This window comes from Actinomyces oris (assembly GCF_001929375.1).
GTDB lineage: Bacteria > Actinomycetota > Actinomycetes > Actinomycetales > Actinomycetaceae > Actinomyces > Actinomyces oris_B.
Genome location: NZ_MSGO01000038.1, coordinates 49978 through 75493, shown reverse-complemented (window position 1 = coordinate 75493; position 25516 = coordinate 49978). Strand labels below are relative to the sequence as shown.

Here is a 25516-nt window from a genome sequence, read left to right as displayed (position 1 = left end):
CCGAATCGTTTCGGATGTGACATCCAGCGTACTCCGCTGCCGACCAACAATCTAGGGGTTTGTACGAACAAATAGGTCTGATCTTTGACGTTCCTCCACTCACCCAGGCAACCGAGTTCTCCTCTACTCCGCGAGGACGCACCCTAGGCCCCGAGACCTGACCCCAGCCCTGCAGCCCGCGCCCTCTACCGTGCGTCCTCGACGACGTCGATACCGGTGGCCACAAGAGCACCCGCAGCCTGCTTTACCCACAGGGCAGAAAGCTCCCCTGGTTACTCACGCGCCCGAGCGTCAACCTGGCGGCATGGAGACCTACCCCGCACCTCCCCAGCTTCCACTCGTTCTGGCCTGCAACGGTCCCCCACCTCTGATGCACCATCCGGTGAGGGTCGCGCACGGCCTCTACGCAGATCTCAGCAGAGGCGGAGTGGAACCGTGGAAGGCGGCTCAACAACTCAGTTTGGCCCGCTGCTCCGCCGCCTGTATGCAGGTCCCTTCAGCCCTTGCTCTGAGCCACGAGTCGGCAGCACTTGTCCATGGTCTGTGGGTCCGCCACCACGAGCCCGATATCAGTCTTGTCATGCCCTTTCACCCCCGCCGAAGTCGCATGCTGCTTCCGCCGGCTCCTGGAGGACGGGGCAGGGTCTTTCTGCGACGACGCCGGCTCCGTCTGGAGCGGAAGGACATCACGGCGGTCTCGGGCCTGCCAGTGACGACTGTGCTGCGCACGGTTATGGACTGCGCCTTCGACCTGCCGGCGCGAGAGGCGATCTGTGTCGTCGACTCGGCCGTGCGCAGCCTCGCCCGTCCGTCGCGCTTCCACCCCGAGGACTCCGAGCAGCGTATGGACGCGGTTCGACGTCGGCTTGAACAGATGGTGGCCGCGCAGGGCCCCCGACGAGGAGCACGGCGGGCCCGAGCGGTCCTGAGGATCACCTCGGGACTCGCGGAGTCACCGGGAGAGTCGACCCTGCACTGGTTCGTGCGCGCCCTCGGCCTTCCCGCCCCGCGCCTCCAGGCGCGGATCGCGGACCCGGAGCTCTCTCGCTTCTACTTCCCCGATGAGGCCTGGCCGGAGTTCAAGGTGCTGGCGGAGTTCGACGGGCAGCTGAAGTACACGTCGCCCGAGGAACTGTGGAGGGAGAAGCAGCGCCATGACGCGCTGGTCAGGATGGGCTGGCGCACTGAGCGCTTCGTCTGGAGCGATTTCGGCGATCTGGACGCACTGCGCCACCGGGTCCTGACACTTTTCCCTCCCGCGGCCGCACGCCTGTGGCGACCGGTGGCGGACCTCTGGAAGTAGGGAGCGCCCTCTGCCCCAGCAAGGCGCGGACGCACCATCGGGCTCGCGGACTCATCCTGCTGGATCAGCCCTTGAGGTCTATGGTGCGTCCGCGGCGACGGGTGGCGGAGCGACCGCGTTTACTCCTCGCGCTGGAAGGACATGGTCGCGGCGTAGGTCTTCTCCGAGGGCCAGCGGCTGGTGACCGCCTTGGCGCGGGTGTAGAAGCGCACGCCCTCGGGGCCGTGGATGTGGGTGTCGCCCAGGAGCGACTCCTTCCAGCCGCCGAAGGAGTAGTAGGCCACCGGCGTCGGGATCGGCACGTTGACGCCGACCATGCCGGCCTCGACGTCGAGCTCGAAGCGACGGGCCACGCCGCCGTCGTTGGTGAAGATGGCCGCGCCATTGCCGAAGGGTGAGGAGTTGACCTGCTTGATGGCCTCCTCGTAGGTGTCGACGTGGACGATGGTGAGCACCGGGCCGAAGACCTCCTCCTTGTACAGGCGCGAGGTCACCGGAACGTTGTCGACGATGGTCGGGCCGATGAAGTGGCCCTTCTCGTGGCCGGGAATGACGAGGTCGCGGCCGTCGAGGACGACCTCACCGCCGTCGGCCTCGCCCTCGTTGACCAGGCCGACGATGAACTCCTTGGACTTGGCGTCGATGACCGGGCCCATCTCGACGCCCTCGTCCATGCCGTAGCCGACCTTGATCTTCTCGGCGTGGGCCTTGACGCGGCGGGCCAGGTCCGGTCCGCAGCCGCCCACGGCCACGACGACGGGCAGCGCCATGCAGCGCTCACCGGCGGCCCCGAAGGCGGCGGCGGAGATGTGCTGGGCGGCGAAGTCCAGGTCGGAGTCGGGCATGACGATGGCGTGGTTGTTCGCCCCGCCCAGGGCCTGGACGCGCTTGCCGTGGGTGATGCCGGTGTTCTGGACGATGTGGGCCACCGGGGTGGAGCCCACGAAGGAGATCGCGTCGATGCCGGGGTGCTCGAGGACCTTGGAGACCATGGTGCGGTTGCCGGAGACGACGTTGAAGACGCCGTCGGGCAGGCCGGCCTCCTTGTAGAGCTCGGCCGTCAGCAGGGCCGCCGACGGCGTGGCCGAGGCCGGTTTGAGGACGAAGGCGTTGCCGGTGGCGATGGCGATGGGGTGCATCCACATGGGCACCATGGCCGGGAAGTTGAAGGGGCAGATGCCGGCGACGACGCCGACCGGCTGGCGCAGGGTGTGGATGTCCACGCCGGTGGAGATGTCGAAGGAGTGCTCACCCTTGAGAGCCAGGTTGATGGCGGTGGCGAAGTCGAGGGTCTCGCGCCCGCGCTGGATCTCGCCGACGGCGTCGGAGTAGTTCTTGCCGTGCTCGGCCACGATCATCTTGGCCATCTCGTCGGTGTGGTCCAGGACCAGTTGGCGCATGCGGAACATGATGGCGGTGCGCTTGGCGAGCGAGACCTTCGCCCACTCCTTCTGGGCGCGGCGAGCCACCTCGACGGCGTGGTCGAGGTCGGCGTCGGAGGCCTGGAGCAGCTCGGCCTCGACCTCACCGGTTCCCGGGTTCTCGACGGCGAAGCGGCCGATCGGGTCTCCCTCGTAGTACTTTCCGTCAACCCAGTGCGCAATGGTTCTCATCGTTATCGACTCCTGATTGTCGGTTTCGCGGACCCGCCCCGCCTATGGGGGTGGGCAGGGCCGGACTCAGACCAAGGTCTCAGTGGCGGACCGGCCCGGCGCCCAGCGTCTTGCATGTGCCCCCAGCCTAACGTCCCAGACGGTCAATGGCGCGATTTTGTCAGAACATAATGGGGGTGTTGGCCACATCGTGATCTTGGCGTCCCACCGGGGCCGTGGCCGAGGGGCACCCGCCCCGGAGGGGAGAACGCGCACGGCGGGGGTCCACGGCACCGTTCGCCGTGGACCCCCGCCGTCGCGGTCGGCGCAGGAGCGCACCGTTTCCGCGTCCTACCTGCGATCCCTCCAGGTAGAGGCCTTACAGGTAGTGACGCTGAGGCTTGCGGTCACGCAGGTAGTCCTCGTAGGCGCGCTGCGTGGACTCCAGCTCGGAGACGCCCGAGACCGGGACGTCCCACCAGCTCGAGCCGGGCGGGTTGGGGCCGTAGAGGTCGGTCTCGATGTGGATCATCGTGGGACGGTCGGAGGCCTCGGCCTTGCGGTAGGCCTCCTTGAACTCCGCGACGGTGTGGACCTCGAGGACGTCCAGGCCCCAGGAGCGGGCGTTGGCGGCGATGTCGACGCCGTCGATGACCTGCTCGTCGGCCAGGTGGCTGCCCTCGCCGCGTCGGCGGTACTTGGTGCCGAAGCGCTGGGAGCCGCGGGACTCCGAGAGGGCACCGATGGAGCAGAAACCGTAGTTCTGCAGCAGGACGTAGATGACCTTGATGTTCTCCTGGACCACCGTGGCCAGCTCCATGGGGAGCATCTGGTAGGTGCCGTCGCCCACGATGGAGACCACCTCGGCCTCGGGGCGGGCGAGCTTGACGCCCATGGCGGCGGGCACCTCGTAGCCCATGCAGGAGAAGGCGTACTCCACGTGGTACTGCAGCGGGCTGCGGGCCTGCCACAGGGCCTGGAGGTCACCGGGCATGGAGCCGGCGGCGTTGATGACCACGTCCTCCTCCCCCATGAGCTCGTTGAGGGCGCCGAAGACCTCGGTCTGGGCGGGCAGGGGCCCGTGGTCCAGGTGGTAGCAGCGCTCGGTGGCCTTGAGCCAGGCCTCCTTCTCCGCGGTGATCTCCTCGGAGTAGGCCGCCTCGACGTGGTAGTCCGCGAGCTCCTCGGTCAGGGCCGCCAGGGCCTCACGGGCATCGGCCACCACCATCTCGGCGCTCTCCTTGGCGGCGTCGAAGGGGGTGACGTTGATGTTCACGAACTTCACGTCGGGGTTCTTGAACTGGGTCTTGGAGGCCGTGGTGAAGTCGGAGTAGCGGGTGCCCACGCCGATGATGAGGTCGGCCTTATCGGCGATGTGGTTGCCGGAGTCACAGCCGGTGGAGCCCACACCGCCCACGGCGCTGGGGTGGTCGAAGTTGATGGCGCCCTTGCCGGCCTGGGTGTCACCCACCGGGATGCCGGTGGCGGTGGCCAGGGCGCGCAGCTCCTCGCTGGCGCCGGCGTAGATGGTGCCTCCGCCGGCGATGATGAGGGGGCGCTTGGCGGCCTTGATGAGGGCGACGGCGCGCTCCAGGGCGGCGGGCTCGGGCACCGGACGGCGCACGTGCCACACGCGCTTGCGGAAGAGCTCCACGGGCCAGTCGAAGACCTCGGCCTGGACGTCCTGGGGCATGGCGATGGTGACCGCACCGGTCTCGGCGGGGTCGGTGAGCACGCGCATGGCGTTCAGCAGCGAGGGGATGAGCTGCTCGGGCCGGTTGATGCGGTCGAAGAAGCGCGAGACGGGGCGGAAGGCGTCATTGACCGAGACGTCCAGGCTGGTGGGGTCCTCCAGCTGCTGGAGCACGGGGTCGGGGACGCGGGTGGCGAACTGGTCGGAGGGGAAGAGCAGCACCGGAAGGCGGTTGGTGGTGGCCAGGGCGGCCCCGGTGACCATGTTGAGAGAGCCCGGGCCGATGGAGGCCGTGCACATGTAGGTCTGGAGGCGGTTGGTGGTCTTGGCGAAGGCGGCGGCCGCGTGCACCTGCCCCTGCTCGTTGCGGGGCATGATGTAGGGCATCTCCTGCTCGCCGTCGGCGCGGGCGATCTCGTTCTGCAGGAGGGCCTGGCCTATGCCGGCCACGTTGCCGTGGCCGAAGATGCCGAAGGCCCCGGCGATGAGGCGCTGCTCGACGCCGTCGCGCTCGGAGTACTGGTTGGACAGGAAACGGATGGTGGCCTGGGCGACCGTCAGGCGGATCGTGCCGGTGTAGGCTTCGTTGCTCATCGTGGTTCTTCTCTGCTCTTCTCAGGTGGTGGGGGCGGTCGAAAGGCGGATCGGCTAGTCGTTCATGGGGGTCATGGGCAGGCGCGGGTCGACCTCCTGACCCTCCCAGGTCTGGCGCACCCAGGTGTGGTGGGGGTCGTCGGTCATGAGCCACACGGAGTCCTCGGCGGGGCCGGCCATGACGTTGAGGTAGTAGAGGTCGTAGCCGGGGGCGGCCACGGAGGGGCCGTGGTAGCCGTAGGGCATGACGACGACGTCGCCGCCGCGCACCTCGGTGCACACGTCGATGTCGTGGCCGGGCGAGGGGTAGATGCGCTGGAGCGCGAAGCCCTCGACGTCGCCCTCGCCGGTGCGGACCTGGTAGTAGTAGATCTCCTCCAGGACCCGCTCGACCTCGGTGTGCTCGTCGTGCTTGTGGGGCGGGTAGGAGGACCAGTTGCCTCCGGGGGTCAGGACCTCGCAGGCCAGCAGGTGGGAGGTCTCGACGTCGTTGCCCAGGGCGTAGTTGTTGACCTGGCGCGAGGAGGGGCCGGCCCCCCGCAGGCCGGTGCCGACCTCGGAGCGCGGGCAGTAGCGCAGCGGCTTGTCGGTGGTGGCCCTGGAGCCGGGCAGGGCGATGCGGGCGCCGTCGGCGCTGGTGAGGGTCACCTCGGTGCGGCGGGGGACGTAGACGTAGTCGGTGATGTCGGTGAAGACCGACTCGCGGCCGGCCACCTCGAAGCGCTCGCTGCCGGCCTGGACGGTGCAGCCCCCCGACAGGGGCAGGACGAGGTACTCGTGCTCGCCTGCGGGCACGGTCAGGGGCCTTCCGGGGGCGAGCGCCACCACGCGCAGGGAGGACCACTCCCAGCCGGCCCGCTCCGGGGTGAGGTCCAGCTCGTAGCTGTCGTGGGCGAGCTCGCCGGCGCGGATGACGTAGCGGGACTGGTCCGATGTCTCGGACTGGGCGGTGCGGTCGGTGTGGCCCATGGTGTGCTCCTTCAGCTCCTGGTGGTACTCGTGCGGATTGTCTCGTATGGAGTGGCCCGGCCGGGGCCGATTGACGGTGGTTGCGGTGGCTGCGGGCCGAGGAGATCGGCCCGCTCGCGGACCTATCAGGTGCTCACAGCAGGGCGACGGCGGCGTCGACGGCGGCCTCGACGTCGTCATTGCCCGGGTAGAGCAGGGAGCGGCCCACGACCAGTCCTCTGACATTGGGCAGCTCCAGGGCCGCCGCCCAGGAGGCGCGGGTGGCCTCGGGGTCGGTGGAGACCTCGCCGCCCAGGATGAGGCTGGGCAGGGAGGTGGAGGCCATGACGCGCCGCATCGAGACGGGATCGCTGACGCAGGGCAGCTTGAGCCAGGTGTGCGCCGAGCTGCGCCCCAGCGCCTGGGCGATGCAGATCGAGCGGATGACGGCCTCCTCGCTGAGGTCGTTGACGACCCGGCCGCCCTCCCACCGTGAGATGAAGGGCTCGATCATCGCGTTCAGGCCGCGCTGGGACAGGGAGTCGATGGCCTTGGCGCTGGCCTCGAGGGTGGCGGCGCTGGCGGGGTCGGCGTAGTTGATGCGGGTGAGCATCTTGCCGCCGTCGAGGTGGGAGGCCTCAATGCCGTCGGCGTCGTAGGCGCCGAAGCGGTCGTCCATCTCGAAGGAGGCCCCCTGGAGACCGACCCGGTTCATGGAGCCCCACACGAGCTTGCCGTCCAGCGCGCCCAGGAGGGTCAGGTCCTCAATGATCTCGGCGGTTCCCAGGAACCCGTTGACGCCGGGGCGGGACAGGGCCGTCATGCAGCGCCGGAGGAGGTCCTCGCGGTCGGCCATCGCCAGGGGCCGCTCGCCGGCCCCCAGGGCCCCGCGGGCAGGGTGGTCGCAGGCGATGACCATGAGGCGCCCGGCCCCGGCCAGGTCGGCGCGGGGGCGCTGGGCCAGGGCCCGGCCGATACGGCCGGGGTCGGTGGCCCGGATCTCGGTGACGGCGTCGGTCAGCGGCCGCGACCCCCGGGCGGAGGCGGAAGGTGTGGGTGATGTACTCATCGGGGACTCCTCACAGGTCCGTCAGGCCCGGGGCGACCTCGTCGCGGCGGGCGCGCATGAGCTCGAGCAGCTCGGGCTCGGTGGGCATGGCGGTGGAGCACTCCAGTCGCGAGGAGACGATCGCTCCTGCGGTGGAGGCGGCGAAGATGGTCTTCTCCAGGGACCAGCCCGACAGCAGGCCGTGGCAGATGGCCCCGCCGAAGGCGTCCCCGGCGCCCAGGCCGTTCTTCGTCTCCACCGAGGTCACGGGCATCTCCACCCGTTCGGTGCGGGTCTTGGCCAGCGTCCCCTCCAGCCCCTGCTTGACGATGGCCAGCTCGACACCGGCCTCCAGGAGGGCGTCGGCGGCACGCTCGGGGTCGCGCTCACCGACGGCGACCTCGCACTCCTCCCGGTTGCCGATGGCGACGGTGACCTTGGGCAGGATCTTGGCGACCTCGCGGTGAGCCGTCTCCTTGTCCTTCCAGAACATGGGTCGGTAGTCGAGGTCGGCGATCGTGAAGCGCCGCCGGTCGCGGGTGCCCAGGGCCGCGTGGTGGGCCGAGCGCGAGGGCTCCTTGCTCAGTCCGGTCACCGAGATCCAGAAGATGGAGGCGTCGCGAACGGCCTCCAGCGGCAGGTCCTCCCAGGTCAGCTCCAGGTCGGGGGCCGAGGGCTCGCGGTAGAAGTAGAGGGGGAAGTCATCCGGCGGGAAGATCTCGCAGAAGGTGACCGGGGTGTTGTAGGCGGCCTTGGTCACGACGTGGCGGTCGTCGACCCCCAGACGGCGCATCTCGGTGCGCACGAAGCGCCCGAAGGGGTCGTTGCCCACACCAGTGACGACGGCGGAGCGGTGCCCGTAGCGGGCGGCGGCCACTGCCACGTTGGTGGGGCTTCCGCCCAGGAACTTGCCGAAGCTCTCCACGTCCTCCAGCCCGACGCCGACCTGGAGGGGGTAGATGTCGATGCCGCAGCGCCCGATGGTGAGCACGTCGAGCCGATTGTCGTCTCCGCCGCCTGCGGGCACACCCTCGGGCGCGACCGCCTCAGTTGCTTTGGTTGTTGCCGTCGTTGCTGTCATCACGGTGATCGCGTCTCCACATCCTTGGGGTCTGCAGGCCTGCGGGAACGAGGTCTGCGTCGGGCGTCACTGCGAAGCCTGCCCCACGGAACCACCCCAGGTCAAGCATTTGTCAGAACATTTGAGGCTCCACCTCCCCGTGTAGCGGCGCCGGGACGACGACCGTGCGTGACATCGGCACACGGCATCCGTATGCTCGAGGCATTATCACGTCTGACACAGGCCCATACTCATGTCCGATCCAACACCCCCTTTCGCCCTCAACATCACGATCGACCGCGACTCCAAGACGCCGCTGCACACGCAAATTTCCGAGCCCTTGGCCGCACTCATCCTCGACGGCACACTGCCGGCCGGCAGCCGCCTGGAGGACGAGCTCTCGATGGCCAAGCGACTGAAGGTCTCCCGCCCCACGGCGCGCCAGGCCCTTCAGCACCTGGTGGACCGCGGCCTGGTCAAACGCCGTCGGGGCGTGGGCACGATCGTTTCCCCCATGCACGTCCACCGGCCGATGCAGCTGACCAGCCTGCTGTCGGACCTGTCCGCAGCCGGCCACACGACCTCCACGAACGTGCTGGACTACGTCGAGCACGAGGCCGACGCCGACGACGCCGAGCACCTCGAGGTCGAGGAGGGTACCGCCGTCGTGACCTGCACCCGAATCCGCTGCGCCGACGGCGAGCCGATCGCGGTGCTGTCCAACCTCATGCCGGCGGCCATCGCCCCCACCCGCGAGGAGCTGGAGACCGGGGGCCTCTACGACCTGCTGCGCGCCCAGGACGCCATCCCCACCACGGCCAAGCAGACCATCGGGGCCCGCAACGCCACCGCCCGGGAGGCCGAGCTCCTCCACGAGCGACGCCGCGCCGCCCTGATGACCGCCACCCGCATCACCTACGACCAGTCGGGCCGCGTCATCGAGTACGGCCAGCACATCTACCGCGCCTCGCGCTACACCTTCGAGACCTCACTGTTCTCCAGCTAGCCCTCACCCCGGTGCGGGTCACCACCGTTCCCAGGAATCTTTGTCCTGACATTTTATTGACAGATGCCGTCGGGCACACTTCAATAGGGGCTACCGGACCGCGGCTGCAAGGACGCCTGCACGGATGAACCCGAAAGAGAGCACAGAACCGATGAGCATCGACTACACCCCCGGACCCCTTCTCGACGCCGCCCGCAACACGCCCACCGCACTGTGGAACGACTCGGCCGACCCCGACGAGCTGCGCCAGTCCATCTCCTTCGGCGGTGTGGGCGCCACTTGCAACCCCACCATCGCCTACACCTGCATCAACCAGCGCAAGGACGTGTGGCTCCCCCGCATCGCCGAGCTGGCCGAGGAGATGCCCGAGGCCACCGAGTCCGAGATCGGCTGGCAGGTCGTACGCGAGATGAGCATCGAGGCCGCCAAGCTGCTCGAGCCCATCTTCGAGGAGCACAAGGGGCGCAACGGCCGCCTGTCGATGCAGACCGACCCGCGCCTGGCCCGCAGTGCCAAGGCCCTGGCCGACCAGGCCGAGGAGTTCTCCAACCTGGCCAAGAACATCATCGTGAAGATCCCCGCCACCTCCGTGGGCGTCAAGGCCATCGAGGACGCCACCTACCGGGGCGTGTCGGTCAACGTCACCGTCTCCTTCTCCGTGCCCCAGGCCGTAGCCACCGGTGAGGCCATCGAGCGCGGCCTCAAGCGCCGCGAGGCCGAGGGCAAGGACGTCTCCACCATGGGCCCGGTCGTCACCCTCATGGGCGGCCGCCTGGACGACTGGCTCAAGATCGTGGCCAAGCGGGACAAGCTCTTCATCGACCCCGGCCACCTGGAGTGGGGTGGCGTGGCCGCGCTCAAGCGCGCCTACCAGGAGTTCCAGGCCCGCGGCCTGCGCGCCCGCGTGCTGTCGGCCGCCTTCCGCAACGTGCTGCAGTGGTCCGAGCTGGTCGGCGGCGACCTGGTCGTCTCCCCGCCCTTCGCCTGGCAGAAGCTCATCAACGACTCCGGCTACAAGGTCGTCGAGCGCATCAACGAGCCCGTGGCCCCCGAGATCATGGAGACGCTCCTGTCGATCCCCGAGTTCGTGCGCGCCTACGAGCCCGACGGTATGACGCCCGAGGAGTTCGACACCTTCGGCGCGACCGTCCGCACCCTGCGCGGGTTCCTCCAGGCCGATGCCGACCTGGACGCCCTGGTGCGTGACGTCATCATGCCCCAGCCCTGATCGGCTCCAGTCAGGGTCGTCCGGGTCCCGGTGGGGCCCCGGACGACCAGAGCGGCACCCACCGCACCGGGAGGGCCCACGACACGCTCAGACATGTCCAGGCACGTCTCACGTCGTCGACCCGCCCCACCACACTCACCATCAACTCACCAGCTCAGACACACCCTCACACGCAGAAGGAGCAAGGATGCTCTCCATCGCCGTCATCGGCGCCGGCCGCATCGGCCACGTCCACGCCAAGACCATCGCCGCCCACCCCCAGGCCCAGCTCGCCCTGGTCTGCGACCCCTTCGAGGACGCGGCCGAGAAGCTCGCCGCCGTCTACGGGGCCCGGTCCTGCAAGGGCGCCGAGGAGGTCTTCGCCGACCCTGAGATCGACGCCGTCATCGTCGGCTCCCCCACGCCGCTGCACATCCCCCACCTGCTGGCCGCCGCCAAGGCCGGCAAGGCGGTGCTGTGCGAGAAGCCGATCGCCCTGGACATGAAGGACGTCGAGGCCGCCCAGGACGAGCTCGACGCCGTCAGGGTCCCCGTCATGTTCGGCTTCAACCGCCGTTTCGACCCCAGCTTCGCCGCCGCCCGCGCCGCGGTCGAGGCCGGCAAGATCGGTGACATCGAGCAGCTGACCATCATCAGCCGCGACCCGGCCGCCCCGCCGGCGGAGTACATCAAGGTCTCCGGCGGCATCTTCCGCGACATGACCATCCACGACTTCGACACCGCCCGCTTCTTCCTGGGTGAGATCGAGGAGGTCTACGCGGCCGGACAGAACCTCGACCCGGCCCTGAAGGACACCGGCGACTTCGACGCCGCCGTCGTCACCCTCAAGGCCGCCTCGGGCGCCGTGGCCACGATCATCAACAACCGGCACTGCTCCTCCGGCTACGACCAGCGCCTCGAGGCCTCGGGCCGCGAGGGCGCCCTGTTCGCCGAGAACATCCGCGCCACCACGGTGCGCCTGTCCAACGGCGAGGTCACCGACGCCCAGGAGCCCTACCTCGACTTCTTCCTGGAGCGCTACGCCGACGCCTACCGCATCGAGCTGAGCGCCTTCATCGAGGCCGTCGAGGCCGGCACCACGCCCCCCACCGGCATCGGGGACGCCATCGCCGCCCTGCGCCTGGCCGAGGCCGCCACGGAGTCGGCCCACTCCGGGCAGCCGGTGCGCCTGAGCTGAGCGCCGGTTCACCACTCTGACGCGTGGTGGGCGTCGTCGAGCCATCCGTTTCGACGACGCCCACCGCGCGTTCTCAGCGCCTGCAGGGCCGTTGCGGGCTCAGCAAGGCCGCGTGTGCGCTCAGTCCTGCTCGTAGAGGCGGTAGGTGAAGGAGTGGGACTGCCCCACTGCCAGGGCGATGAGGCCCTCCCCACTGTTGAAGGCGTTGGGCGGGCAGGTCATGGGCTCGATGGCCACGCCGGGCCGGGAGAGCTCGTCGGCGGTGTAGGCCTGCACCCAGGGGACGTCCGAGGTCATGACGACGGCGCGGTTGCCCTGCCCGCCGCGCAGACTCACCTCCCAGGTGCCCTCGGGCAGGGCGGTGTAGGCGTTGTCCGTCTGGGTGGCCCCGACGAGCCGGCCGCCCCGCCAGTCCCAGTCGGTGCCCTCCACGCTGCGCCGGTGCGTGGGGGCCATGCGCTCGTCGACGTCGAGGACCTCGGCCGCCGGGATCGTCAGGACGCAGTCGTCCAGGGGCACCGAGCGCGTCAGGTAGGGGTGGCAGGAGATGCCGTAGGGAGCGGGGGCGGGCTCGCCCTCGACCTCCGGTGCGCCGGGGACCGGCGGGGCGGGGCGGGCCGCACCGACGTTGGTGGCGGTCACGGTCACGCTCAGCCCGCGCTCGGCGTCGAGCTCGAAACAGGCACTGGCCTCCAGGCTCCAGGGGTAGCCGTAGGAGGCCAGCAGGCTCAGCTCCAGGACGACCCGGCTACGGGGGGCGCCGTCGTCGGGGCCGGAGGGGTCGTCGTCGGCGACCTGCCAGTCCATCCAACCGGCCAGGCCGTGGAGGGCCGAGCCACTGGCCGGCTCGTTGCAGCCCACGAGGAACTCGGTGCCCGCGTAGTCGTAACGGGACTCGGCAATGCGGTTGGCCCACGGCAGCAGGGTCTTGCCCTGCCAGCCGGCGGGCAGCGTGGCCTCAGCATCGAAGGGCATGATGAGGTCGCGCCCCTGGCGACGCAGGTGGACGAGCATGGCACCCGATGAGGCAATACGCGCCTCGTAGTCGCCGGCGACCAGGTCGATGAGTTCTCCGTTAATCATGGTTCCTGTCCCAGTGTGCGGGGCGTGCGCCCCTCGGTTGTGGCTTCCCTTGGTGAGGTTCACCGTACGCCGCGTGCCGTATCAGGCACGGGCCTTGTCCCGGCGCTCGCGCGGCGGGGCCGTCGTGTCGCGGACAACAAGATCGGGGACCACCCGGTAGAGGCGGCCGCCCAGAGGCCGGTCCTCACCGGCAACCTCCGCCGGGATGTGGCAGTCCTGGTCCGGGTGCATCCGGGCCAGCAACGCCCGTACCGCCACCTCGGCGATGAGGCCGGCGTCCTGGCGCACCGTGGTCAGGGAGAAGGCCGAGGCCGCCGTGACCGGAATGCCGTCGTAGCCGGTGACGGCCAGGTCCTGCGGCACCCTCACCCCCTGGCGGCGCAGCTCCATGAGGGCTCCGACGGCGCAGTGATCGTTGAAGCACAGGAGCGCCTCGGGCAGCTCGCCGGTTTGGATGAGGTGGTGGACCGCCCTGGCGCCGCTGTCCTCATCGCCTCCCCCGGGCACCACCCGCGCACCTCGCCCCAGGCCCCGGCTCTCCATGGCCTGCCTGAATCTCTCGATCCGTCGCCCTGCGGCGGTCTCCTTCCCGCCGTCCACATGGGTGACGCGGCGGCGTCCGGTGTCGACCAGGTGATCAACGAGCAGCTGGATGCCGACGTCGTCGCGGGAGTGGACCTCATCGACATCCCCCAGCTCGGTACTGGTGCCGACGAGAACCGTCGGGGGGCGGTCCACGATTCCGGCCAGGGCGTCCACGGAGAGGTCGGGGTCGACCAGGATGAGGCCCTCGCAGCGCTGGAGCAGCAGTGAGCGCAGCCCGTCGACCACATCGCGGTGCGGGGTGGAGGTGGCCAGCACCAGCGCGTGATCCAGGGCGGAGGCCGCCTGGAAGAGCCCGTCCACGATGAGCCCCTGGTAGGCCTGCCCGATGGCGAAGCTGGCGCCGATGAGCCCGGTGTGGCTGCGGCGTAGGAACTGGGCGCGCGGATCCGCCTGGTAGCCGAGCTCGGTGGCGATGCTCAGGATCTCACCACGGGTCTTCTCGGCGACGCCGTCGGAGCCGTTGAGAGCCGCCGAGACGGTGGAGATGGAGCGGCCGGCGCGCTCGGCGACGGTCCTGATCGTGACCCGCCCACCTCGTCCTCGAGGTCCTTTCACGGCAGACGTCTCCCTTTCCACGCCGTTGTGCCTCACGAACCAGCATGATCCGCGGGAGCCGGAGTCCATCCTTGGACACCGGTTGAGCCCATCCTATCTGACAACACCGGTGAGCACGTAGGCCCTGCTCAGAGCAGTCATCCGACCTCACCCTCACCCCTTGTCAGGACAAAGTTGCTCTGATATCTTCCTGTGACGTCATTAACGACGGGTGTTTCCCGGGGCTTCCGGACGCACTTCCACACACGCAGCAGCCGACAATGTTGTCGGGAAGGACCGTCATGGCCAATAAGTCAACACTGGGTATCGGAGTCATCTCCCTGGGCTGGATGGGACGGCTTCACTCCCGCAGCTACCGCGCCATCGCCGAGCGCTTCCCCGAGCTGGGGGTGACCCCACGCCTGGTCGCCGCCGCGGACCCGGTGGACGAGGTGCGTCAGGAGGCGGTGGACAACCTGGGCTTCGAGCGCGCCTACGCCGACTACCGCGACCTGCTGGCCGACCCCGAGGTGGAGGCCGTCTCCATCTGCGCCCCCAACTTCCTCCACCACGAGATGGCCCTGGCGGCCGTCGAGGCCGGTAAGCCCTTCTGGATCGAGAAGCCCATGGGGGTCAGTGCCGCGCAGTCCCGGCAGATCGCCCAGGCCGCCGAGAAGGCGGGGCTCGTCACCGCCGTCGGCTTCAACTACCGCCACACCCCGGCCATCGAGTACCTGCGCTCCCTGGTGCGCGGCGGCGAGCTGGGGCGGATCACGAACGTGCGCGTGTGGTTCATCGCCGACTACAACTCCTCCCCCATGGGACCCCTGACCTGGCGGGCCTCGAAGGAGAAGGCCGGGGCCGGCGTCGTGCCCGACCTCATGAGCCACGGGGCGGACCTGGCCCAGTACATCGTGGGACGCATCGCCTCGGTCACCGCGGTCACCGATACCTTCATCACCGAGCGCCCCATCCCCACCAAGATGGGCATCGGCCACTCGGGCTTCGAGATCGGCGACGAGGTGGGCCCGGTGGAGAACGAGGACTACGTCTCCATGCTGGTGCGCTTCGAGAACGGCACCGTGGGCACTATGGAGTCCTCCCGCGTCAGCGTGGGACCGCGCGCCGAGTACGTCGTCGAGGTCTACGGCACGAAGGGCTCGGCCCGTTGGAACTTCGAGCGCCTCAACGAGCTGGAGATCTGCCCCGTGCTCGACGGCGGCGCCTCCCACGGCTACACCCGCGCCATGGCCGGCCCCCAGTGGGGCCAGTGGCAGCGCTTCCAGCCCGCCATCGGCACCTCCATGGGCTTTGACGACATGAAGGCCATCGAGGCCGCGCAGTTCATCGAGTCCATCCTCACCGGCAAGCAGGTGGCCCCCTCGGCCGCCGACGCCTGGTGCGCCGCGGAGGTCGACGAGGCCGTCGTCGCCTCGGCGGCCGACGGCCAGTGGCACGAGGTCCCCCGCGTCGAGGGACGCACCACCTTCGACGCCTGAGCCGCCCCACACCTCACTTTTCTCTTCACTCCACCACCCACCCATCACAACGACCCCTGCGGCATCGTCGCCGCAGGACTGAGAGGAGACCCCCTATGTCTCAGGGAGTCACGACGTCCCTGCGTGGACTCACCAGGGAAGAGCTCAACAAGGCGGTGGCCAAGACTCCGCCTTCGGGCAAGCACCGCGGCGTCATCGCCATCGCCGCCGTGGCCACGCTCGGCTCACTGCTCTTCGGCTACGACACCGGCGTCATCTCCGGCGCCCTGCCGTACATGTACATGCCCTTCGACGCCAAGGGCCTCCAGCTGACCTCCTTCCAGGAGGGCGCCATCGGAGGCACCCTGCTGGCCGGCGCCGCGCTGGGCGCGCTGCTGGGCGGCCTCATGTCGGACCGCTGGGGCCGGCGCCACAACATCACCGTCCTGGCCTTCCTGTTCTTCGCCGGCGCGATCGGCACCACCATCGCCCCCAACGTCTGGGTCATGTACCCCTTCCGCGTCGTCCTGGGCTTCGCCGTCGGGGCCGCCTCCGCAACGGTCCCCGTCTACCTGGCGGAGACGGCCCCCAAACGCATCCGCGGCTCCATCGTGGCCATCGACCAGCTCATGATCGTCACCGGCCAGCTGCTCGCCTTCTCGATGAACGCCATCATCAACTCCCTCCAGGGCGGCCCGAGGATCACCATCGCCGAGGACCCCAGCGGGCACTTCACCCCGGGCCAGTACGTCTTCGACGAGGTCGCCAAGCTCCAGGCCGCCAAGGGCGGCCCGATGAGCGCGGACGAGTACCACGCCTTCCTCGACCAGCTCAGCATCAGCGCCGGTAACGGCGAGGCCTGGCGCTACATGCTGGTCCTGTGCTCCATCCCGGCCGTGGCCCTGTGGATCGGCATCCGCCTCATGCCCGAGTCCTCGCGCTGGTACCTGGCCAAGGAGCGCCTCTACGACGCCATCGGCGCCCTCAAGCGCGTGCGCATCCCGGAGAAGGACGGCGCCATCGAGGACGAGATCATGGAGATGGTCGAGGCCCGCCAGCACGAGAAGGACGAGGAGTCCCAGCGCAAGGGCTTCAGCCACGTCATGGCCACGCCCTGGCTGCGCAAGCTGCTGCTGGTCGGCATCTTCCTGGCCGTGGTCAACCAGACCACAGGTGTCAACACCGTCATGTACTACGCCCCCAAGGTGCTGGAGTACGCCGGTATGTCCACCTCGGCCTCCATCACCGCGCAGGTGGCCAACGGCGTCATGTCGGTCATCGGCTCCGCCATCGGCATCTGGCTCATCCTGAGGTTCCGGCGCCGCCAGGTCCTCATCGGCGACGTCATCGGCGTGGGCGTCACCCTGCTGGGCATCGCGGCGACCTTCCAGTTCTTCATCGCCCCGCACATGGCCGACCACACCGCCCCGCCCACCTGGGCCGCCTACCTCATCCTGGGACTCATGTCCGTCTTCATGCTCATCGTGCAGTCCTCCAACGGCACGATCGTGTGGACGATGATGGGTGAGATCTTCCCGGCCAACGTCCGCGGCATCATGAACGGCACGGCGATCTTCTGCATGTGGACCGCCAACGCCATCATCACCTGGACCTTCCCGCCCATGATGGAGACCCTGGGCGGCGGCATCACCTACACCATCTACGGCGTGCTCAACCTGGTCGTCGCCGTCGTCCTGTTCAAGATCATGCCGGAGACCAAGGACAAGTCCCTGGAGGAGATCGAGGTCGAGATGGAGAAGCTCTACTCCTGACCCCTCCCCCAGCACACGCGCTCCCGGGAGGACCCGAAAGGGGGCTTGTCAGGACAAAGTCCTGTTGCTAGGTTCGAGGCACGGGCCCACCTCCCGGCACCGACGCCGGTCCCTCCCGGGAGCGCACCACTGGCGGCCATGAGCCGACGGCACACCAGCCGCCCACACATCACCGCCACCTCACCGCACCCACCCACTGACCACCGCCCAGCACCACCCGAGCGAGAACACGGAGCAACGATGTCCTTCACCCTCGACCCCGCAACCGCCATCTCCGACCCCCACGGCATCTCCTGGGGCATGCACCCGATCACCTGGCGCAATGACGACATCCCCGAGGTCGGCGCCTTCAACACCCTGGAGGACATGCTCCTGGACCTGGCCGACACCGGCTTCGCCGGCACCGAGTGCGCCGGTTTCTTCCCTCCCAAGGAGGAGGTCAAGGCTGCCGCCGAGGCCCGCGGCATCAAGATCGTCGCCCAGTGGTTCTCCTCCTTCATCCTGCGCGACGGCGTCGAGGCCGTCATCCCCGACTTCGAGGCCACCTGCGCCTACCTGGAGTACCTGGGCGCCACCCGCGTCGTCGTCTCCGAGCAGACCGGCTCGGTCCAGGGCATCCGCGACGTCTGCATCTTCACCAACAAGCCGGTGCTCACCGAGGAGCAGTGGCCGGTGCTGGCCGAGGGCCTCAACCGTCTGGGCGACGTCGCCCACGCCCATGGCCTGGAGCTCGTCTACCACCACCACCTGGGCACGGTCATCCAGACCAAGGAGGAGACCATCCGTCTCATGGAGCTGACCGACCCGGCCAAGGTCTCCCTCCTGTTCGACACCGGCCACGCCTACGTGGGCGACGGCGACGTCATGGGCCTGCTGGAGGCCACCATCGACCGTGTCAAGCACGTCCACTTCAAGGACGTGCGCCCCGAGAAGATGGCGGAGTCCAAGGCCGCTGAGCGCTCCTTCCTCGACTCCTTCCTGGCCGGGATGTTCACCGTCCCCGGTGACGGCACGATCGACTTCACCGTCCCCTACAAGTTCCTCGTGGAACACGGCTACTCCGAGTGGATCCTGGTGGAGGCCGAGCAGGACCCGGCCATCGCCAACCCGCTGGAGTACGCCCGCAAGGCGCGCGCCTACCTTGAGGGAACCCTTTTCAAGGCCTGAGACGTCACGGGGTTCGCGCGGACTCCCCCTCCGGGTCGACCCCACCGGCTGACGCCTCACCTCGACGCTCCCGACCAGTGATGGTCGGGAGCGTCGTCGTTCCCCAACTACTGCGCGAGCCCCCACCGACCGCCGCCGCAGCCCTCCGGATCAGCCTGTAGCCTTCCCGGTAGCCGGACGCCCGCCTGAACGCGTCCTACGAGAGGCGACCCGGCACCGCAGGAAGCAGGAGGAGACGGTGACCAAGGCTCACGCCGCTACCCAGAGCGACGTCGCACGCACCGCAGGGGTCTCGCGCAGCCTGGTCTCTCTGGCCCTGAGCGGCTCGCCCAAGGTCGCCGCCGACACCCGCGAGCGCATTGAGGACGTGGCGGCGTCCCTCGGCTACCGAGTCAACGTCTCAGCCTCCTCGCTGGCCCGGAAGCGCTCGAACATCATCGGTCTGGTACTGCCCAACCTGCGCAACGCCTTCTTCGAACAGATCGCGGCCAGCCTGGGCCGGGCGGCCGCCCAGCGCGGCCTCACCCTGTTCGTCACGGTCGGCTCCGACCAGCCCGAGGTCCTGCACCAGGCGGTCGAGAGCCTGCTGGGGGTACGGGTCGCGGGCATTATCTTCGTCTCGCCCTGGCTGACCGGCGAGGACCTGCTGGCCATTGGTGAGGAGGTGCCCGTATGCGTCATCGGACGGCGCAGCCCGGGCGGGCGGGTCGACTCGGTGCGGGTCGATGAGGAGGCCGCTGCCCGCCTCGTTATTGATCACCTGGCATCCCGGGACATGCGCACCATCTGCTACATCGGCCCGCACCTGACTGATGCGGCCTCCCGCCACGACCGAGAAGGCTCGTTGGCGCACGCCGCTCAGGCGACCGGGTTGGACTTCGAGGCGCGCAGCTGCGGCGAGGACGCCGGCCCCGCCACCCGGGAGGCCCTGCAGGACCATCCCGAGTCACTGGGCCTGGTCATTCACAACGACGCCCTGGCCATCGACGCGGTGCCCGTCCTGCGCGAGAGCCGCCGCGAGCCCGGGGCCGACGTCGCCCTGGCCTCCTACGACAACACCTACCTGGCCCTGCGCGAGGAGTTCTCCCTGACCAGCATCGACCAGCCCGAGGAACGGTTGGGCGAGTGCGCGGTGGACCTGGTGTGCCGGCGCGCCGGGCTCACGTCCGACGACGAGCTGCAGGCCGAGGCGGGCTCCGGGACCGAGGCCCGCAGCGTGGTCCTGGAGCCGCAGCTCGTCACGCGCGCCTCGTCCCTGGGACGACAAAATGAACCGAAGCGGGTTTGAGCGACTCGGAATCGTTCAAGATATCCGCACCCAGCAACAGCGGACAACATTTCATCCACAGATATTCCTGAATCCACGCTCATGTGATATCATCCAACGCGACCTTAATGTCTTCAGAAGAAGGATGCACATGCTTACTCGTTTCGAGGTATCCGGATTCAAGAATCTTGAAAACATCTCCGTCGATTTCGGTCCGTTCACCTGTATCGCCGGACCGAACTCGGTAGGAAAGTCAAACCTCTTCGACGCAATCGAGTTCCTCTCGCTACTGAGCACCCATTCCTTCCTAGAGGCCTGCACGCTCATCAGACCCACCCCTCAGCAGCGCTCCGACATTTCCTCCCTCTTCTCCGAGCACGTACTCGAGGGGCGAGAGAATCTCAGCTTAGCGGCAGAGATGATTCTCCCCTCTCAGGCATCCGATGAATTCAGTCAACAAGTTGAACCGAGACACACCTTCGTTCGCTACGAGGTTGAGATCGCCGTCCAGAGAGGAGAACCCCTCTCTGCAGGACTACAGCTGAGACTAGTGAATGAAAAGCTTTCCCCAATCTCAAAAGCGACAGAAACGCTCCACTTCCCGAACTCCGGAAGCTATGTGAAACATTTCATCCGAGGAGGACTTAGACTCCCCCCACTATCATCAATAGAAGACAACGGCAAGACGGTTGTGCAGATAAGAACCGGCAGCAGGGGGCACCCCAGGAAAATCGCTGCAGAAAATACTCAGCGAACAGTATTATCCGCCACAGCGACCGCCGAGAATCCCATCATTCTTGCAGCACAGGCGGAGATGCGATCCTGGCGATTCGTCGCCCTGGAACCAAGTGCAATGCGTGCACCTGATGACATAGTTGAGAGCAGACCCATCTCCTCCACTGGCGCCCACATCCCGTCCTCCTTGTTCCGCCAGGCACTTCAAGAAGGGGATGGCAGCAGTGTCATGAATCGTGTTCGCGACACCATCGGGGCACTGGTAGACATCCGAGACCTGCGCGTTATACAGGATCAGGCCCGTGACACACTGGAATTGCGCGCCAGAATCGGAGCAACCCCAGAACTGCCTGCGCGATCACTTTCTGACGGCACCCTACGCTTCCTCGCCTTGTCCGCAATGAAGGTCTCACACGACTATTTCGGGATGCTATGCATGGAGGAACCAGAGAACGGCATCCATCCGTCCAAGATAGCAGATATGCACGGACTTCTGCAGGGGATCTCCGAGCCCACAGAGAACTCGGCTCGGCAGGTCATCGTTAATACTCATTCTCCTTACTTCGTCCAGGCGACCAGTTCTGATGACATCCTGTGTGCAGTCGGAAAATCCATCCCCGACGGCCACGGAGGAGTCCTACGCAGCGTCGGATTCCACCCACTCCCTGAAACATGGCGAACGCAAGGCACTCCCGGGGGCAGAGAAGCAGGAGCTCGTCCCGTCTCTCGTGGCGAGATTGCCGCATTCCTCGAGAATCCCAAGAACTGGAACACCAATGAGTGACTGGTATTGCTGCCTCTTGTGCGAGGGCTCCTCGGACGGCGCACTGGCAAACGTATTGGAAGTTCTTCTCACCCAGTTGACATGCGAGCCCGCCTCAGTCAGCGCCCGCCTCGACCTGAAGGGATCCGTTGAGGCGAAGCTGGGCACCCTGCAGAAGAATGACGCGGAGCTGTATGACCTCATCTTCATCCATCGAGACGCGGACAATGCAGGCCTCAAGGCCCGGATCAACGAGATCGGCAACGCCGTCGGGGCGATTGAGTTCACCCATCCCGTCCCGGTGGTCCCGGTAGTCCCAGTGACGATGACAGAAACCTGGGCGCTGGCCTCACTTCTCGACGACCAAGAATGCGGTACATGGTTACGACGTGAAGCATCACTATCAGAAAGCACCCTTGAGAACCGTAAAGACACCAAGAGACTTCTACATCACCTCCTGAGTCGCCATATTCCTAATGGTGAACTTTTGGATATTGGAACTTTCTCGGTACAACGAGCCAAGATCCTGGCCGAACTCAACACAGCGAATGGGTCCACATTATCCCGCCTTAATGCATGGAAGACCATGCTAAGCGAGATTCAGAACGCTATTCATCGCGCCAGGCCATGGATCCAGAACCACGCTACTCAGTAATACCGAAAAGCTACGCACGTTCGAGGACGCGACGGACACTCCGTTGCATGGAATGGAGGCCGAGGATCCTCGATGACGATCAAGTCATCTGCCGCATACCCGACCGCATGAACCTCGACGCACTCAAGACCGCCTCCATCGGCACGTCCCCGCGCTCCCCGTGAGCCCAGAGCCTCCGGGGCGGCTGCCATGGAATCAGTACTTCGCTCCAGAACGGGAGGTGGCCGAGTCGGCACGCCCATCAGTGCCGGGGATGCCGTCCGCAACGCCACGCAGCACCCAGGGAGTGACGCCCAGGACAGCGGCCGGCGCACGCACCGTCGGGATGACGGCCCTCCAAGCCACGGGCTGTGGTCCCGGACTCGCAGCACACACCCACAGGTGTCCCGTCTTTGTCCCGACCATCCCCCAGAACCGGTTGACATCGCCAGGCCCGGCACACAGACTGAAGCCATGAATTCACGCGCGTGAATTCATGTCAGCGCAGGACTTCTCCCTGTCACCCACTCGTCAACGAGGACACCCGAGGCAACCATGAGCACCACTCCCCTGTCAGTCGCCGTCATCGGTGCCGGAATGGCCGGCACCACCCACGCCAACGCCTGGCGCCAGGTCGGCACCGTCTTCGACCTGGGCCTGCCGCAGGTCCGCCTGCACACCATCGCCGACGCCTACCTCCCCTTCGCCGAGGACGCCGCCCAGCGCTACGGCTACGAGCACGCCGTGGACGACTGGCGCACCGTGGCCGAGGACCCGGACATCGACATCGTCTCCATCGTGGTGGGCAACGCCCTGCACCGCGAGATCGCCGAGGCCCTCATCAGAGCCGGCAAGCACGTCCTGTGTGAGAAGCCCCTGGCGGACACGCTCGAGAGCGCCCGCGCCATGGCCCAGGCGGAGAAGGAGGCCGGTGTCGTCACCGGTGTGGGCTTCACCTACCGTCGCAACGCCGCCCTGGCCGAGATCGCCAAGCTCGTCACCGAGGGCCACCTGGGCGAGATCCACCACTTCGACGGCCGTTACTGGTGCGACTACGGAGTGGATCCCTCCACCCCCATGGCCTGGCGCTACAAGGGCCCCATGGGCTCGGGAGCCCTGGGCGACGTCGGCAGTCACCTCATCGATACCGCCGAGCTCATCTGCGGCCCCATCGTCTCGGTCTCGGGCGCGGCCATGATGACCTCCATCAAGGAGCGCCCCGTGGCCGCCGGACACGTCACTCGCGGAACAGCCTTGGGCGACGGCGACTGCGCTGACGTCACCTACGAGCCGGTGGAGAACGACGACGTCGCCACCTTCACCGCGCACTTCGCCAACGGCGCCGTGGGTACCTTCTCCTGCTCGCGCGTGGCCTGGGGCCTGCCCAACTCCCTCATGGTGGACGTCCTGGGCACCAAGGGCCGCGTCTCCTGGGACCTGGCGCGCTGCGGTGAGATCAAGATCGACGACGTCAGCTCCCCGGCCGGGCTGGGCGGGGCCCGCCGCGTCCTGGTGAACCCCGACTTCCCCTACTTCGCGAAGGGTTCCTCCATGGCCTTCGGCGGGGTCGGGCTGACCCAGATCGAGCAGTTCACCTACCAGGCCCACGCCTTCCTCCAGCAGGTCGCCGGCATCACCCCCGGGCAGGGGGCCCTGCCTCGCTGCGCCAGCTTCGCCGACGGCTACCGCGAGATGCTCCTGGCCGACGCCGTGGCCCGCTCAGCCGCCGCCGGGGGCGCCGCCATCGACGTCTCGGACCTGCCCGAGCTCGCAAGCCTGTGAGAGCAGCCTGCCAGCCACCCCACTGGGCCACCCCCTTCAGACACACCGCCACCCACGACGTAGCGAACAACACCCAAGGAGACCTCTCATGCCACTGACCTACGGCGCCTACACCGCCTGCCTCCAGGACCGCTCCCTGCCCGAGGCCCTCGATGTCCTCAAGGACGCCGGGCTCACCGGGGCGGAGGTCAACGTCGGGGGCTTCATCCCCTCCCCGCACTGCCCCGTGGACGCCCTGCTGGCCTCGTCCGCCGCCCGCGACGAGTACCTGGGCCTCTTCCAGGACCGGGGCCTGCGATTGTCCGGCCTCAACACCTCGGGCAATCCCACCTCGCCGCTGCCCCATGAGGGCCTCAAGCATGCTGAGGACATTCGGGCGGCCATCCGCCTGGCCGGCCTGCTCGGTGTCAAGGAGGTCGTCACCATGTCCGGCACTCCGGGCACCGACCCGAGCGCGAAGTACCCCACCTGGGTCGTCAACCCGTGGAACGGGATCGACATGGAGATCCTGGACTACCAGTGGAGCGTCGTCGTCCCCTTCTTCAAGGAGATCGACGCCCTGGCCCGCGACAACGACGTCCAGGTCTGCCTGGAGCTGCACCCGCGCAACCTGGTCTTCAACGTCCCCTCCTTCGAGAGGCTCATCGAGGAGACCGGGGCGACCCACATCAAGGTCAACATGGATCCCTCCCACCTGTTCTGGCAGCAGATGGACCCGATCGTGGCCACCAAGCGCCTGGGGTCCCTGGTGGGGCACGTCCACGCCAAGGACACCAGGATCTTCCCCGGTGCCGCCTACCGCGGGGTCCTGGACACCGACTTCGGTCGCGTTCCCGCCGAGGCCGAGGGCAAGGTCCCGGTGGCCTACGGCTACTGGTGCAATTCCTGGCCCCAGGACCCGGCCTGGAGGTTCGTCGCCCTCGGACTGGGGCACGACACCGGCTACTGGGCTCGATTCCTGGCCACCATCACCGAGATCGATCCGGAGATGAACGTCAACATCGAGCATGAGGACGCCGAGTACGGCAACGTCGAGGGGCTCCGGCTCTCCGCGCGCAACCTCCTGGAGGCCGCCGCCCGGCTCTGAGCCGGCCCCGACGGAACTCACGCAGGCCATCGTCGATGGCGAGGCCCCATCGGTCCTCACCGTCGACGGCCATGCATCAGTCTGGACAAAGTTCAGACCAGACTCCGACTCTTCTCACCGCTGAGAGGTCCCGTGCTCCCCACCTTGACCACCACCTCCTGGATCCTTCTCGCGGTCGTGGCGGCCCTGTGCGGCATCGCCAAGACCGCCCTGCCCGGGGCGGCCACCATCGCTGTGGCCCTGTGCACCGCGGCGCTGCCGGCCAAGGAGTCCACCGGCGCCATCCTGCTCATGCTCATGACCGGCGACCTGCTGGCCGTGTGGAGCTATCGCAGCGACGCGGACTTCCGCATGCTGCGCAGACTCGTCCCCGCGGTCCTGGCCGGCGTCGGCGTCGGCGCCCTGTTCCTGCACCTGGCCTCCAACGACTCCACTCGCCGCCTCATCGGCGCCATCCTGCTGATCCTGGTCGCTATCACGCTGTACCAGCGCCGCTCGGCCGCCAGGAGCAGGTCCGGCGACTCACCCGAGGCGGCCCTCCCGACCCCGGCCGGCAGTCGCCTGGCCCGCCTGGTCTACGGCAGCCTGGCCGGCTTCACCACAATGGTCGCCAACGCCGGCGGACCGGTGACCTCCATGTACTTCCTGGCCTGCCGCTATCCGGTCAAGGCCTTCCTGGGGACGACGGCCTGGTTCTTCTTCCTGGTCAACCTGGTCAAGCTGCCCTTCTCCGTCTCAGCCGGCCTTGTCAACCCCACGACGCTGTCACTGGCGACGATCGCCGCCCCGGTCGTCATCGCCTCGGCCCTGGTCGGTCGGCGCCTCGCCGAGCACATGGATCAGCGGGTCTTCGAGCCGATCATCGTCGTCCTGACCCTCATCTCCGCACTGCCCCTGCTGCGCTAGCACGGTCCGACTCCGGGCAGCACCCGGCACACAGTCCGGCACCCTTTATTTCT

21 protein-coding genes are annotated in these 25516 nt (G+C 67.8%); 13 read left to right on the top strand and 8 right to left on the bottom strand.

The annotated features are described in order from the left end of the window. Positions 1 to 718 precede the first annotated feature (718 nt). Positions 719 to 1303: a hypothetical protein gene (locus BKH32_RS14480; protein WP_256691500.1), complete on the top strand. Its 585-nt coding sequence runs from the start codon at positions 719 to 721 to the stop codon at positions 1301 to 1303. 119 nt (positions 1304 to 1422) lie between these two features. Here BKH32_RS14480 and BKH32_RS09135 read toward each other — a convergent pair whose 3' ends face one another. From BKH32_RS09135 to iolC, 5 genes are all read right to left on the bottom strand, one after another. After that, positions 1423 to 2916, bottom strand: coding sequence for a CoA-acylating methylmalonate-semialdehyde dehydrogenase (locus BKH32_RS09135; protein WP_075249735.1), 1494 nt, complete (start codon positions 2914 to 2916; stop codon positions 1423 to 1425). 358 nt (positions 2917 to 3274) lie between these two features. Further along, positions 3275 to 5182: a 3D-(3,5/4)-trihydroxycyclohexane-1,2-dione acylhydrolase (decyclizing) gene (iolD, locus tag BKH32_RS09130; protein ID WP_075249734.1), complete on the bottom strand. Its 1908-nt coding sequence runs from the start codon at positions 5180 to 5182 to the stop codon at positions 3275 to 3277. Between the two features lie 54 nt (positions 5183 to 5236). Then, a complete protein-coding gene (gene iolB / locus BKH32_RS09125) occupies positions 5237 to 6151 on the bottom strand; it encodes a 5-deoxy-glucuronate isomerase (RefSeq protein WP_075249733.1) in 915 nt (304 codons plus the stop codon). A gap of 133 nt (positions 6152 to 6284) precedes the next feature. Then, a complete protein-coding gene (locus tag BKH32_RS09120; RefSeq protein ID WP_075249732.1) occupies positions 6285 to 7199 on the bottom strand; it encodes a Cgl0159 family (beta/alpha)8-fold protein in 915 nt (304 codons plus the stop codon). Between the two features lie 10 nt (positions 7200 to 7209). Then, the gene (iolC, locus tag BKH32_RS09115; RefSeq protein ID WP_075249731.1) at positions 7210 to 8262 is read right to left on the bottom strand and encodes a 5-dehydro-2-deoxygluconokinase; all 1053 of its coding nucleotides are present in this window, start codon (positions 8260 to 8262) and stop codon (positions 7210 to 7212) included. Between the two features lie 229 nt (positions 8263 to 8491). Between iolC and BKH32_RS09110 the strand changes: the two genes are divergently transcribed. From BKH32_RS09110 to iolG, 3 genes are all read left to right on the top strand, one after another. After that, complete coding sequence (locus BKH32_RS09110; protein ID WP_075249730.1) at positions 8492 to 9244, top strand: GntR family transcriptional regulator; 753 nt, start codon at positions 8492 to 8494, stop codon at positions 9242 to 9244. 151 nt (positions 9245 to 9395) lie between these two features. Beyond that, the gene (locus tag BKH32_RS09105; RefSeq protein WP_075249729.1) at positions 9396 to 10472 is read left to right on the top strand and encodes a transaldolase family protein; all 1077 of its coding nucleotides are present in this window, start codon (positions 9396 to 9398) and stop codon (positions 10470 to 10472) included. Positions 10473 to 10659: 187 nt separating this feature from the next. Continuing rightward, on the top strand, positions 10660 to 11649 hold the full coding sequence (gene iolG, locus BKH32_RS09100) for an inositol 2-dehydrogenase (RefSeq protein ID WP_075249728.1): 990 nt from the start codon (positions 10660 to 10662) through the stop codon (positions 11647 to 11649). A 120-nt stretch (positions 11650 to 11769) separates the two neighbouring features. On the opposite strand, the gene BKH32_RS09095 is transcribed toward iolG, so the two are convergent. Next, on the bottom strand, positions 11770 to 12732 hold the full coding sequence (locus BKH32_RS09095) for an aldose 1-epimerase family protein (RefSeq protein WP_075249727.1): 963 nt from the start codon (positions 12730 to 12732) through the stop codon (positions 11770 to 11772). Between the two features lie 81 nt (positions 12733 to 12813). Beyond that, on the bottom strand, positions 12814 to 13893 hold the full coding sequence (locus BKH32_RS09090) for a LacI family DNA-binding transcriptional regulator (protein WP_075249726.1): 1080 nt from the start codon (positions 13891 to 13893) through the stop codon (positions 12814 to 12816). Between the two features lie 281 nt (positions 13894 to 14174). On the opposite strand from BKH32_RS09090, the gene BKH32_RS09085 reads away from it, so the two are divergent. The 6 genes from BKH32_RS09085 (at position 14175) to BKH32_RS13630 (ending at position 21709) form a co-directional block, all read left to right on the top strand. Beyond that, complete coding sequence (locus tag BKH32_RS09085) at positions 14175 to 15371, top strand: Gfo/Idh/MocA family protein (protein WP_075249725.1); 1197 nt, start codon at positions 14175 to 14177, stop codon at positions 15369 to 15371. Positions 15372 to 15466: 95 nt separating this feature from the next. Beyond that, the gene (locus BKH32_RS09080) at positions 15467 to 17122 is read left to right on the top strand and encodes an MFS transporter (protein ID WP_075249724.1); all 1656 of its coding nucleotides are present in this window, start codon (positions 15467 to 15469) and stop codon (positions 17120 to 17122) included. Positions 17123 to 17362: 240 nt separating this feature from the next. After that, positions 17363 to 18289 carry a myo-inosose-2 dehydratase gene (gene iolE / locus BKH32_RS09075; RefSeq protein WP_075249723.1) on the top strand — a complete coding sequence of 309 codons (927 nt, stop codon included), beginning with the start codon at positions 17363 to 17365 and terminating at the stop codon, positions 18287 to 18289. A 238-nt stretch (positions 18290 to 18527) separates the two neighbouring features. Then, the gene (locus BKH32_RS09070) at positions 18528 to 19577 is read left to right on the top strand and encodes a LacI family DNA-binding transcriptional regulator (RefSeq protein WP_075249722.1); all 1050 of its coding nucleotides are present in this window, start codon (positions 18528 to 18530) and stop codon (positions 19575 to 19577) included. Positions 19578 to 19707: 130 nt separating this feature from the next. Next, on the top strand, positions 19708 to 21075 hold the full coding sequence (locus BKH32_RS09065; RefSeq protein WP_075249721.1) for an AAA family ATPase: 1368 nt from the start codon (positions 19708 to 19710) through the stop codon (positions 21073 to 21075). Continuing rightward, positions 21068 to 21709, top strand: a complete 642-nt coding sequence (locus BKH32_RS13630; protein ID WP_143222784.1) for a hypothetical protein — start codon at positions 21068 to 21070, stop codon at positions 21707 to 21709. Before BKH32_RS09065 ends, BKH32_RS13630 begins: the two co-directional genes overlap by 8 nt. A 195-nt stretch (positions 21710 to 21904) precedes the next feature. On the opposite strand, the gene BKH32_RS13940 is transcribed toward BKH32_RS13630, so the two are convergent. Continuing rightward, positions 21905 to 22054 carry a hypothetical protein gene (locus tag BKH32_RS13940; protein ID WP_178384593.1) on the bottom strand — a complete coding sequence of 50 codons (150 nt, stop codon included), beginning with the start codon at positions 22052 to 22054 and terminating at the stop codon, positions 21905 to 21907. Between the two features lie 189 nt (positions 22055 to 22243). Between BKH32_RS13940 and BKH32_RS09060 the strand changes: the two genes are divergently transcribed. The 3 genes from BKH32_RS09060 (at position 22244) to BKH32_RS09050 (ending at position 25463) form a co-directional block, all read left to right on the top strand. Beyond that, positions 22244 to 23470 (top strand): Gfo/Idh/MocA family protein, encoded by a 1227-nt coding sequence (locus tag BKH32_RS09060; RefSeq protein ID WP_075249720.1) that lies wholly within the window; start codon positions 22244 to 22246, stop codon positions 23468 to 23470. 88 nt (positions 23471 to 23558) lie between these two features. After that, positions 23559 to 24557, top strand: coding sequence for a sugar phosphate isomerase/epimerase family protein (locus BKH32_RS09055; RefSeq protein WP_075249719.1), 999 nt, complete (start codon positions 23559 to 23561; stop codon positions 24555 to 24557). A gap of 132 nt (positions 24558 to 24689) precedes the next feature. Further along, positions 24690 to 25463, top strand: coding sequence for a sulfite exporter TauE/SafE family protein (locus BKH32_RS09050; RefSeq protein ID WP_075249718.1), 774 nt, complete (start codon positions 24690 to 24692; stop codon positions 25461 to 25463). Positions 25464 to 25516 lie beyond the last annotated feature (53 nt).